The organism is Pseudocitrobacter sp. 73, assembly GCF_008369545.1.
Taxonomy (GTDB): Bacteria; Pseudomonadota; Gammaproteobacteria; order Enterobacterales; family Enterobacteriaceae; genus Pseudocitrobacter; species Pseudocitrobacter vendiensis.
Window position 1 is genome coordinate 197514 of record NZ_VTZO01000006.1, and the last position, 11813, is coordinate 209326.

General features: G+C 51.9%; 13 protein-coding genes, 1 pseudogene and 1 other annotated feature. Of the genes and pseudogenes, 8 read left to right on the plus strand and 6 right to left on the minus strand.

Annotated features, from left to right (window positions below; translation table 11 throughout):
* Positions 1-26 precede the first annotated feature (26 nt).
* The 6 genes from F0Q32_RS05965 to F0Q32_RS05990 are packed head-to-tail and all read left to right on the plus strand — an operon-like array spanning position 27 to position 5619.
* Entirely contained in the window at positions 27-632 is a 606-nt protein-coding gene (locus F0Q32_RS05965; RefSeq protein WP_149462342.1) for a CDP-alcohol phosphatidyltransferase family protein, read from the plus strand.
* On the plus strand, positions 611-1546 hold the full coding sequence (locus F0Q32_RS05970) for a phosphatidate cytidylyltransferase (protein WP_370516870.1): 936 nt from the start codon (positions 611-613) through the stop codon (positions 1544-1546). The genes F0Q32_RS05965 and F0Q32_RS05970 overlap by 22 nt, the downstream gene beginning before the upstream one ends.
* 3 nt (positions 1547-1549) lie before the next feature.
* Positions 1550-2191 carry a 1-acyl-sn-glycerol-3-phosphate acyltransferase gene (locus F0Q32_RS05975; protein ID WP_149462343.1) on the plus strand — a complete coding sequence of 214 codons (642 nt, stop codon included), beginning with the start codon at positions 1550-1552 and terminating at the stop codon, positions 2189-2191.
* Complete coding sequence (locus F0Q32_RS05980) at positions 2184-3944, plus strand: bifunctional alpha/beta hydrolase/class I SAM-dependent methyltransferase (protein WP_149462344.1); 1761 nt, start codon at positions 2184-2186, stop codon at positions 3942-3944. The genes F0Q32_RS05975 and F0Q32_RS05980 overlap by 8 nt, the downstream gene beginning before the upstream one ends.
* Positions 3941-5227, plus strand: a complete 1287-nt coding sequence (locus F0Q32_RS05985) for a phosphatase PAP2/dual specificity phosphatase family protein (protein WP_149462345.1) — start codon at positions 3941-3943, stop codon at positions 5225-5227. Before F0Q32_RS05980 ends, F0Q32_RS05985 begins: the two co-directional genes overlap by 4 nt.
* Positions 5203-5619, plus strand: coding sequence for a hypothetical protein (locus tag F0Q32_RS05990; protein ID WP_149462346.1), 417 nt, complete (start codon positions 5203-5205; stop codon positions 5617-5619). Before F0Q32_RS05985 ends, F0Q32_RS05990 begins: the two co-directional genes overlap by 25 nt.
* Before the next feature lie 29 nt (positions 5620-5648).
* On the opposite strand, the gene tsuB is transcribed toward F0Q32_RS05990, so the two are convergent.
* From tsuB to F0Q32_RS06025, 6 genes and pseudogenes are all read right to left on the minus strand, one after another.
* Positions 5649-5876 (minus strand): thiosulfate utilization sulfurtransferase TsuB/YeeD, encoded by a 228-nt coding sequence (gene tsuB, locus F0Q32_RS05995; protein ID WP_015963873.1) that lies wholly within the window; start codon positions 5874-5876, stop codon positions 5649-5651.
* Between the two features lie 14 nt (positions 5877-5890).
* Positions 5891-6946 carry a thiosulfate utilization transporter TsuA/YeeE gene (gene tsuA, locus F0Q32_RS06000; RefSeq protein ID WP_149462347.1) on the minus strand — a complete coding sequence of 352 codons (1056 nt, stop codon included), beginning with the start codon at positions 6944-6946 and terminating at the stop codon, positions 5891-5893.
* Between the two features lie 186 nt (positions 6947-7132).
* Entirely contained in the window at positions 7133-8491 is a 1359-nt protein-coding gene (gene plaP / locus F0Q32_RS06005) for a putrescine/proton symporter PlaP (RefSeq protein ID WP_108475161.1), read from the minus strand.
* Positions 8481-8543: a membrane protein YoeI gene (gene yoeI, locus F0Q32_RS26765; RefSeq protein WP_108475379.1), complete on the minus strand. Its 63-nt coding sequence runs from the start codon at positions 8541-8543 to the stop codon at positions 8481-8483. The genes plaP and yoeI overlap by 11 nt, the downstream gene beginning before the upstream one ends.
* Before the next feature lie 163 nt (positions 8544-8706).
* Positions 8707-9691 (minus strand): annotated as a pseudogene (locus tag F0Q32_RS06020) (LysR family transcriptional regulator).
* A 37-nt stretch (positions 9692-9728) separates the two neighbouring features.
* Positions 9729-10553: an SDR family oxidoreductase gene (locus F0Q32_RS06025; RefSeq protein WP_149462349.1), complete on the minus strand. Its 825-nt coding sequence runs from the start codon at positions 10551-10553 to the stop codon at positions 9729-9731.
* Positions 10554-10731: 178 nt separating this feature from the next.
* Here F0Q32_RS06025 and hisL point away from each other — a divergent pair, with 178 nt between their 5' ends.
* On the plus strand, positions 10732-10782 hold the full coding sequence (hisL, locus tag F0Q32_RS06030) for a his operon leader peptide (protein ID WP_113857321.1): 51 nt from the start codon (positions 10732-10734) through the stop codon (positions 10780-10782).
* Positions 10758-10878 (plus strand) — a sequence feature (His leader region). Its footprint overlaps the gene before it by 25 nt.
* 33 nt (positions 10879-10911) lie before the next feature.
* The gene (hisG, locus tag F0Q32_RS06035) at positions 10912-11811 is read left to right on the plus strand and encodes an ATP phosphoribosyltransferase (RefSeq protein ID WP_149462350.1); all 900 of its coding nucleotides are present in this window, start codon (positions 10912-10914) and stop codon (positions 11809-11811) included.
* Positions 11812-11813: the final 2 nt, after the last annotated feature.

Consider the following 11813-nt stretch of genomic DNA (forward strand, 5'->3'; position numbering starts at 1 on the left):
TCGAAAATTATTCACGGAATAGAATAATGACCCTCTACCAAATAAAACCCGCCTTTCAGCGCCTATTGCGTCCGATGATGTTTTGGCTGCATAAACATCACATTACGCCTAATCACATCACACTCTCTGCGTTGGCACTCTCGTTTATCACAGGCGGCATACTGGCCATCTTCCCTGACCCGGGTTTATTTGTGCTTCTGCCCGTCGTGCTGTTCATTCGTATGGCGCTCAATGCTCTGGATGGCATGCTTGCCCGTGAGTGCAATCAGAAAACATCCCTCGGGGCTATTTTGAATGAAACAGGGGATGTGCTTTCCGATGTTGCACTCTACTTACCCTTCATGCTTCTCCCCGACAGTAACGCCATTCTGATTCTATTCATGCTGTTTTGCGCGCTGATGACAGAGTTCTGTGGGGTATTGGCACAAACACTCACCGGTAATCGCAGTTATACCGGGCCGTTTGGCAAGAGTGACAGAGCACTGGTATTCGGCGCGTGGGGGCTTGCATTGACATTCTGGCCCTCGTTAGTGCAATGGAATAACGCATTATGGGGCATGGCGACGCTACTGTTGCTCTGGACAGTGGTGAATCGTTGCCGCAGTGCGATATGCCAGGGAGAGACGACATAATGTTGCTTGAGAAATCGCTGGCGGCTATCTATTTACTCTTATTGCTCGCCACGCTAATCAATGGATTACTGGTGCTGCTACGTCCGGGGAAAAACTGGCGAGAACTCACGCTACGTATACGTACCTGGTGGATCATCATCATCCTGTTCTCACTGGCCCTGCTCAGCCCTCACTGGCTGGCACTTACTTTCTTCGCCCTGGTCAGTTTTGTCGCGCTGAAAGAATTTCTGACCCTGGCGCCATTGCGTCAATCCGATCGCATGCCATTGTTATGGATGTTTATTGCTATTCCCCTTAACTACTGGCTGATTGGTATCGGCTGGTACGGCATGTTTACGATTTTTATTCCCGTGTATGTTTTCCTGTTCTTACCGACACGAATGGTGATTGCTGGTGACACTCACAACTTTTTACGAACAGCATCTCAGTTGCACTGGGGTCTGATGACGACGGTTTTTGCCTTCAGTCACGTCGCCTTTTTACTCATTTTACCGTCAGACAATCAATCCACTGGCGCATTGTTGGTCCTTTTTTTGGTCGGTCTGACAGAGCTAAACGACATAGCGCAATATCTATGGGGCAAATCGCTGGGTCATATCAAAGTGACGCCTAAAGTCAGCCCTAATAAAACGTTGGCCGGCCTTTTGGGTGGGGTTGCAACCACCGCGCTCGTCGCAACAGTATTGGGGCCGGTACTCACACCGCTATCCTCGCCAATGGCATTAGCCGCTGGGGCGATCATCGGCATAACGGGTTTCTGTGGCGATGTTGTGATGTCAGCCATTAAACGTGACATCGGTGTGAAAGACAGCGGAACGCTGTTACCCGGCCATGGAGGCATCCTCGATCGTCTGGATTCACTGCTCTTTACTGCACCGGTCTTCTTCCATTTCATTCGTTATTATTATTACTAATCTATGCAGAAACGTATTCTTCGCTTGCTTTTCTCGCTTTGCATTGTCTGGCCCGTAATGTGGCTATGGTTAGGGCTACGAATCAGGCACCGTGAAAAACTGCCCAAACATGGCCCGTCGATTGTCGTGGCGAATCATAATAGCCATATGGATGTATTTGCACTGTTGTCTCTCTTTCCACTGCGTCAGCAGGCCAGCGTTCACCCCGTTGCGGCGGCGGATTACTTCCTGCGAAACAAGGTAATGGCGTGGTTTTCGCTAAACATCCTCAACATTATTCCCGTCTCACGCAAAGGGGGCGACAACAACCCACTGGCGTTATGTGAACAAGCGCTGCGAGAAGGCAAAACGGTCATTCTGTTTCCTGAAGGTACACGTGGCGACCCAGGCATTCTGTCGCCACTCAAATCAGGCGTTTGGCACTTGAGTCAGGCGGTGCCGGAAGTGCCCATCGTCCCCATCTGGCTTCGCGGAACGGACCAGGCGATGGCGAAAGGAAGCGTTATCCCCCTGCCTTTATTTATCGATGTCACTGTCGGGGATGCGTTGTATTTCAATCAGGATAAACAGCAATCTATGAGCATGCTAAAGGAACAACTGCAGGCTCTTGAGCAACAAACAACAGGGAATCATCCTCATGATTAATACACGGACACCTGAAGAGCGACAATTTCTTACCAGCGATAATGTTGAGCTGTTTTATCGCTACTGGCCCGCAACCGCGGGCGAGACGGCGCGAAAAGTGATTGTGTTATTTCACCGTGGTCACGAGCATTCAGGTCGCCTGCAGCACATCGTCGATGAACTTGCCATGCCAGACACGACGTTTTACGCCTGGGACGCCAGAGGACATGGTCGCTCTCCTGGCCTTCGAGGCTTCAGTCCCTCACTGGCTCGTTCGGTGCTGGATGTCGACGAGTTTGTCCGCTTCACTGCGCGTGATAGCGGGGTTCCGTTGGAGGATATCGTTGTGGTGGCACAAAGCGTTGGTGCGGTGCTGGCAGCAACCTGGGCGCATGATTATGCGCCCAGGTTGCGCGGGCTGGTTCTGGCTTCCCCCGCGTTTAAGGTTAAACTTTACGTACCTTTTGCCCGTCCCGGGCTGGCGTTGCTGCATCGATTACGTGGCCTCTTTTTCGTGAACTCTTATGTGAAAGGTAAATATCTGACTCATGATCCTGACCGGGTGGTGAGCTTCAACCAGGATCCGCTGATTACCCGTCCGATTGCTGTGAATATTCTGCTCGATCTCTATAAAACGGCGGAGCGCGTGGTCAGTGATGCCAGCGCAATTACTCTGCCTGTTCAGATGTTGGTCTCGGGGGAAGATTACGTCGTGCATCGCCAGCCGCAGCTTGATTTCTACCATAATCTACGTAATCAAAATAAAGAGCTGCACGTTCTGCCAGGTTTTTATCACGATACACTTGGCGAAAAAGATCGCTATCTGGCATTTGATAAAATGCGTGAATTCATTGACAGGCTTTATACCAACCCACCACAGCATTTTGACTACAGTTCAGAAGACCAGCGGAGCCCGGGTGCCGACAACTGGCGCATGTTAAGCGGAGGGCCTGAGCCTTATTCATTGGATGACTTCGTCTATCGCGGCTTACGTTATGGCATGAAAATACTGGGCACGCAGTCCAGTGGCGTACGCCTTGGTTTTGAGACTGGCTTTGATTCCGGCAGTACACTCGACTATGTCTATCGTAATCAGCCACAGGGAAGCAGCATATTAGGGCGCATGATTGATAAGAACTACCTCGACAGTGTGGGCTGGAAAGGTATTCGCCAGCGCAAAATTCATCTTCAGAGGCTTATAAGGCAAGCGGTCGAACAGCTAACAGCAGAAAACAGGCCAGTGCGCGTGGTCGATATTGCTGCCGGACATGGACGCTATGTGCTCGATGCGCTGGAAGACAATGCTGCGGCAACGGACATCCTCTTGCGCGATTTCAGTGAATTAAACGTGGCAAAAGGTCAGGAGATGATCGCAGGTCGCGGTATGGCTGGTCGCGCACGATTCGAAAAAGGTGACGCGTTTAATCGCCAGGATTTAGCCGCCCTCACCCCGCGCCCAACACTCGGAATTGTCTCTGGGCTGTACGAACTTTTTCCGGAAAACGAGATGGTACGTCGCTCGCTTGCGGGAATGGCTGACGCCATTGAGCCTGGCGGAATTTTGATCTATACCGGGCAGCCCTGGCATCCGCAATTAAAAACAATTGCCTGGTCCCTCACCAGTCATAAAGATGGCAAAGCGTGGGTTATGCGTGTTCGAACCCAGGGGGAGATGGACGCCCTCGTCCGCGAGGCTGGTTTCGATAAGTGTGCACAGCTTATTGATGAATGGGGTATTTTCACGGTTTCACTGGCTGTGCGCCGCGCCTCATGACCACCCGACTCACCCTCTTCAGGCAAGGAGTGGGCTGGCTAATAGTGCTGGCCCCCTTTTTTTTCTTAACCTATGGGCAGGTGAACCAGTTCACTGCCGGACGCAGCGACGTCGGGAGTGTCGTCTTTTGCTGGGAACAGAATATTCCTTTCGTGCCACTGACCATCCTGCCTTACTGGAGTCTCGATCTCCTGTACGGTCTATCATTGTTTGTTTGCACTTCACGCCATGAACAGCGCCGGCTGGTTTGCCAGTTGTTACTGGCTTCGCTGATAGCCTGCGCAGGTTTCCTGCTGTTTCCTTTACAGTTTACTTTTACCCGGCCAGATGTAACCGGCTTTACAGGTTGGTTATTTGCACAGCTTGAACACGTCGACTTGCCTTATAACCAATCCCCTTCTTTGCACATTATTCTCAGCTGGCTGCTATGGCGTCATTTCTCTCGGCATTTACGTGATCGATGGCAATCGTTAAATACCGGCTGGTTTTTTCTGATTGCCATTTCGGTTCTGACAACCTGGCAACATCACTTTATTGATGTTCTCACGGGATTCGCTGTGGGGTTATTCATCGACTGGCTTATCCCTGAGAAGGGTAACTGGCATGGGCAATTAGCGACAGAGAAAAAGAGGCAACTAAGCTTGCGCTATCTTAGCGCCATGCTGTTTGCACTTTGCGCGACCCTCATCACGCCCTGGTTTTGGTGGCCCACATTAGCCTTATTTATCGTAACCCTGGCTTACGGCGTAGCGGGTGTAAATGCGCTACAGAAAGATGAACAAGGAAGAATTGCTCCAGCTGCGTGGTGGTTATTACTGCCATGGCGCGCAGGAATGTGGCTATCCATGCGTTTATACACGCGAATTTTACCCCCGATTAGCCCGGTCAGGGAGGGAGTCTCCATTTCCATCTATCCGCGTACATTACCCGTTCAACAGGCCGTACTCGATCTCACCAGTGAATTCCCCCGCTCTCATTCAACGGGGGGCAAAACTTACTGCTGTGTACCGATGTTAGATTTGGTTATTCCGGACATCACTCTACTACACCGTGCAGTAACGGAACTGGAACAACTGCGCGCAAACCATGGCAGCGTGCTGGTACATTGCGCGCTGGGGTTATCACGTAGCGCACTGGTCACCGCAGCCTGGTTGATTTACCGAAATCCACAACTTGAACCTTCGGCTGCCATAGCAATGATTCAACAGGCCAGACCGGAAGTTGTATTTACACCCGCATCCAGAGAACTCTTGCAAAGATGGAAAACAGAGAAAATCAATTAAACAGCGCGGCGTTGTTACATCGTCAGCTTGTGCAAGATACGCTTGAGAGTTCGCGTTTTTTCATGTTTTTTTCCATTCCGCCCATGATGTGGATACTGCTGTCGAGACCTTGTTTAACCCCAGGCGTGTTCACGGGATTAATGACGTTTGTATGCGGGCTCATCTGGTACGGATGCTGGAGACTTTGGCTTGATACCCGGTACCTTCGCGCGATCGACGAAAAGAATAATCATCTTGCGGGAGAGGCACTTTTTTTTATATGGCAGCGTAAGAAGCTTCAATCGCTGACGTTTGCACAACGTCAAGCAGGGGCCTTAAAGCAATATAAATTGACGATGTTGCTTACCGGTATTCTGTGGCTTATTTGGGTCGTTGTATTGGTCGCAAGGTAATACGCCCCGCACCTGCGGGGCGCACTCTATCAGGCTTTCTGCACCGTAATGCTCCAGGCAGCATCGCCCGCCTGCTGGAAATCAGTCACGGTGTGCCCCTCTTCCGCCGCCCACTGAGGAATAGCTTCCGTCGCCTGGGTGCAGTCGAATTCAATCACCAGTTGGTCCCCGCTGGCCATTTCGGCCATTGCAGCTTTTGCTTCAATCAAGGGAAACGGGCACACCTGGGTGACCACATCGAGTTTTTTTACCGTCATCTTTTTTACTCCTGTTATGCCGTAGCGGTTTTCAGCTTCGCTTTACGCTGCGGACGCACATACAACATCCACGACGCGGTCCACACGCCAAGGATCATAAATACCAGGCCAATCCAGCCCTGCCAGGTCATCATTGCGGTCATCACCAGGCCGTTACCGATCGAGCAACCACCTGCAATGCTGGCGCCGAAGCCCATCAGTACGCCGCCAGAGGCACTGCGCAGCGTGGTGCTGGCATCGGCGGCACGCACGCGGAATTCGCGGCTACCTTTGGCTGCGATAAAGGAACCGAGGAAAATACCCAGCACCAGGAAGACGCCCCAGTTAACATATTTGCTTTCGCCAGAAACGAGGAATTGCAGAATGTTGGCGGTCGGCGAGGTGATGCCTAACCCAAACATACGCCCGGTGGCTTCGCTCAGCGGCCATGCCAGCAAAGCAATAAGCCCAATCAATACGGCGGTGACAAACGGATGCCAGCGCTTTTCAAACAACAGATGCGCCAGCCCTGTCCGGCGTGGCGGTAGTGACGCAACCTTCAGCTTCGGCTTGCGTAACTCTTTGCTGACCAGCCAGAGGGTGGCGATCAGCAACACCGCTATCAGTGGCCAGACGGAGATATTAAGAGTTTCCGCAATGCCATTATGCGCAGTGGTGTGCTGCCCCAGAAACGCGTTCAGGCCGGCGGCGTGCGGCGAGCGCATTACCGCACTCATCACCATGTAGGTCACCAGCGCAATCCAGCTGCCAATCAACCCTTCACCGGCGCGATACCAGGTTCCGGTCGCACAACCACCTGCATAGACAATACCAATACCAAAGACAAAACCGCCCACTACGGTGCCAAGCCACGGAAACGCGCCCGCGTCATACTGCACCAGCCCGGTTTGAATCAGCGCGAAGACGCCAAGGCTTTGAACCGAAATGGCAATCAGTAAGGCATAAAACATGCGATTGTTTTTCGCGATATACATATCGCGGAAACCGCCCGTCAGGCAGAAGCGACCACGCTGCATCACAAACCCCAGCAACGCGCCACAAATTATTCCGCTCACGATCATCTGCAACATAAAAATTAATCAACCTGGAAAATATCAGTGCGTAAATTATTCCAGCCACACCTGCCAGGGACCAATAACCAAAACCTCTATGATATTCCGTTTGGTTATTTAACGATTATTTTTAGAAACCGCGTGAAATTAGGGCATAAAAAAACCGGAGGCGTTTGGCCTCCGGTTTTCAGCGAATCTTAATGATTACGCGACATCTTCGTACTGCGGAACCGGATTGCGGAAGCTTTTGGTCACGCACGCCAGGTAGATCAGGCCGATAGCCGCCCAAATCAGACCCAGAACCATTGAGCTCTCTTCCAGGTTAACCCACAGTGCGCCAACGGTCAGCGCGCCACAGATTGGCAGGAACAGATACTGGAAGTGATCTTTCAGCGTTTTGTTACGCTTCTCGCGGATCCAGAACTGTGAAATCACAGACAGGTTCACGAAGGTGAACGCCACCAGCGCACCAAAGTTAATCAGCGCCGTTGCCATAACCAGGTCAAAGTTGATTGCCAGCAGAGCAATCGCGCCCACCAGAATGATGTTCATCGCCGGAGTACGCCATTTCGGGTGTACATAACCGAAGAAGCTTTTCGGGAACACGCCGTCACGACCCATTACGTACATCAGACGCGCAACGCCTGCGTGCGCCGCCATACCGGACGCCAGAACGGTAATGGTGGAGAAGATCAGTGCACCAACCTGGAACGCTTTACCTGCAACGTACAGCATGATTTCAGGCTGTGACGCGTCCGGATCTTTAAAGCGAGAGATATCCGGGAAGTAAAGCTGCAGGAAATAGGTGGAGAAGATAAAGATCAGGCCACCGATCAGCGCAGTCAGGAAAATCGCACGCGGAATCACACGCTCAGCGTCTTTCGTCTCTTCAGACAGGTTGCTGATGCCATCAAAGCCGGTAAACGAGAAGCACAGAATCGTTGCCCCGGTAATCATCGGGATCACGTGCGCATCGCCAGACCAGAACGGACGTGTGCTGCTAAGCGTACCCGCACCTTCACCATGGAACAGACCATAAATAATCATACCCAGAATCACCGCAATCAGCACCACCTGGAACACCACGATAACGGTGTTGAAGTTGGCGACAGATTTAATGCTGCGCAGGTTAAAGGCGGTCATGAAGGCTACCAGCGCAATAACGAATACCCACGATGGGATAGACGGTACCAGTGCTTCAAAATAGATTTTCGCCAGCAGGATGTTGATCATCGGCGCGAACAGATAGTCGAGCAGCGACGACCAGCCCACCATAAAGCCTACGGTCGGGCTAATGGATTTCTGGGCGTAAGTATAGGCAGAACCTGCAGACGGGTAGCGACGTACCAGTTTGCCATAGCTCAGCGCGGTGAACAGAATCGCCACCAGTGCAAAGCCGTAGGCAGTCGGCACATGACCGTCTGTCAGACCAGATACGATACCGAACGTATCAAACAGCGTCATTGGCTGCATATAGGCAAGGCCCATCATGACAACCGGAATCAGCGTAAGGGTTTTACGTAATTCCACGCGAGAGGTGTTTGGAGTAGCGTTATGCGACATGGTTATTCTCCTTACGGGTGAAAACCGTCGCAAAAACAAAAAATTGCCCCATTTTTTTGATTTCCTCAGCGACAACAACTGTCGTTTTTTAAGTAAGTATCTATCCGGTACGAAGCCCGGCCTCTTTTATTGAATGATTTGTTTGATGCAAAAAAATAACCGACGCGTATTAAAACGTCGGTTAGTCTCATATTTTGCAAGCGGCACATTCTGCATCAAATTGACATAAAAATACAAGAGAATGTGAAGCCGATCGGCCAACTTCGCTGTCTAACCGATTGATTATTCAGCACCGGTCGAATTATAGACCGCAGCTATAGCACTATTTGCTAAAACAGCATCCCGCCACCATACACTGGCGAGCCCGGAGGTCTGTTCATTCCAGCCAATCCAGACCGGTTCAAAGGGGATATGGGCAACGACAGATTTTTCAACCAGCGCCCCACTTTCAAGGAAGCGTTGCGCGAGATATCGGGGTACATAACCACAACCTAAACCACTGATTTGTAATTCAAGTTTGGTTTTGAAATCGAAGACCGTGATCGCTTGTTGATCGTCAAGAAGTTGCTGAAATGTGGCACACTCTGATGAGGTGTTATCACCGACCACAATCGCGCGAAAACGTTTGATGGTACGCCGGGACAACGGCTCCGGCATTTGTGCCAGCGGATGATGCGCCGCCACCACAAAAATTTGCTCCAGTTGGCCAAGAGGCATAAACCCAAAGCCGCTTAACGGCGGCGGTTCACGCAATGCGCCGACGATAATATCCGCATTGCCCTGAATTAGCGCCTGCCACGATCCGCCCAGAACGCCATTAATAAATTTCAGCCGGGTAACACTGTGATGTTGATAAAAGGTTTCAATTAATGGTGCCAGCAGAGAAAAAGGAAAGGTGTCATCCACCCCGATCACCAGTTCATTTTCCCAACCTTCGTGCAGTTTAATCGCCTGCTGCTCCAGCTCACGCACCGTGTGCAACACTTCTCTGCCTTTTTCCAGCAGCATCTGCCCGGTGCGGGTGAAGGTCGCCCGATGACCACTGCGATCAAGAAGTTGAATATTGAGGTCGCTTTCCAGCTTGTGAACGGTGTAACTGAGGGCTGAGGGGGTTTTATAGAGCTTTGCCGACGCCGCGGCAAAGCTCCCTTCTTTATCTAATGCATCAAGAATAATCAGCACATCGAGCAAAGGCTTCATGGTCGTCCCCTGGCATCAGGCTGAACGCCGAGGCGGATTATTCCATCGGCATTAACAGAGGATCAGGATACTGGTATTCGAAACCCAATTCATGGCAAATTCGGTTGCCATCAATAAGTTTGCCCGTGCCGCTGCCCGCATGCTGCGAAAACACCGGCGTCTCCAGTCCCAGCTCGCGCGCCATTTGCGGATAAAAAATTTCGCGGGCCGGATGGAGGGGCGCACATATATTATAGATATGTCCGCCTTTCGGAGCCTGCAATAACAGCGTAATCGCTGAAATCACATCCTCCAGATGCACCAGATTGACGCCATGCTGGCCGTCTGGCGCGGATTTCCCGGCGAAGAATCGGCCAGGATGACGACCCGGCCCCACCAGCCCCGCCAGACGCAAAATATCAACGGACGTCCCCGGCAGATGATGCAGCCAGTCTTCCAGCTCTTTCAGGACCTTGCCGCTCGATGTGACGGGGTCGCGCGGCGTACTCTCTTTAATCGTACCCTGCGTGTTACCGTACACCGAGGTTGAACTGGTAAAAATAATGCGCGGGATATGATGCGCAAGTGCGGTATCCACTATCTCCTGTACCGCCTGGCGATAAAAATCCTCCCCCTCCCCGCTGCGACGCGCCGGTAAGGTAATGACCAGTGCGTCAACATTCATAAGCGCATCTAAATCATCCGCTTCACAAACCAGTTGCGGTTCAAGGCGTAACGGGTAGCTGTCAATCCCGCACATCCGCGCCGCTTCCACTCCATCCTGCGTCGTTTTGCTGCCGGTAACCTGCCACCCACGCGCCGTCAGCGCCAGCGCCAGCGGCATGCCCAACCAACCTAATCCGACAATCGCGACCTTTTTCATGCCTGCTCTCCTGGTTTCTGGCTATCCTTCTTCTATAAGGCTACGCCAGCCTGCGAGAACTGACAATTTATACTGTGAATATGAAATGATTTAAAGATTGAAAAAACCCCTTGCCTTCAACGGTGAAAGTGGGCTAGGTTAAAAGACATCAAGTGAATACTCATTCAACGAGAAATTAATTATGTGCGTTCAATTTAAACACCACCATCATCACCATCATCCTGACTAGTCTTTCAGGCGATGTGTGCTGGGAGACGTCTAGATCTTCCAGTGGTGCATGAACGCAAGAGAGCCCCCGGAAGATTTCTTCCGGGGGCTTTTTTTTGAACTAAATTCAGCAGGGTAAGAGGAAATCAGAATGTTAGATAACAGCCGTTTACGCATAGCTATGCAGAAATCAGGTCGCCTGAGCGATGATTCACGCGAATTACTCGCCCGTTGCGGCATTAAAATCAATCTCCACACTCAGCGCCTGATCGCGATGGCGGAGAACATGCCTATCGATATTCTGCGCGTGCGTGACGACGATATTCCGGGGCTGATTATGGATGGCGTGGTCGACCTCGGCATCATCGGCGAAAACGTGCTGGAAGAAGAGCTGCTGAGCCGCCGTGCGCAGGGCGAAGACCCGCGTTATTTCACCCTGCGTCGTCTTGATTTCGGCGGCTGTCGCCTGTCGCTGGCTACCGCCGTCGACGAAGCCTGGGATGGCCCGGCAGGTCTGGACGGCAAACGTATTGCCACCTCTTACCCGCACCTGCTCAAACGTTATCTCGACCAGAAAGGCATCGCGTTTAAATCTTGCCTGCTGAACGGTTCCGTCGAAGTCGCCCCGCGCGCTGGCCTCGCCGATGCAATTTGTGACCTGGTTTCCACCGGCGCAACGCTTGAAGCCAACGGACTGCGTGAAGTGGAAGTGATTTACCGCTCCAAAGCCTGTCTTATCCAGCGCGACGGCGAAATGAGCGAAGCTAAACAGCAGTTGATTGATCGTCTGCTGACCCGTATTCAGGGCGTTATTCAGGCGCGCGAATCGAAATACATCATGATGCACGCCCCAACCGAACGTCTGGATGAAGTGATCGCCCTGCTGCCGGGTGCCGAACGTCCAACCATTCTGCCGCTGGCGGGCGACCAACAGCGCGTAGCCATGCACATGGTGAGCAGCGAAACCCTGTTCTGGGAAACAATGGAAAAACTGAAAGCGCTGGGTGCCAGCTCGATTCTGGTGCTGCCGATTGAGAAGATGATGGAGTAACG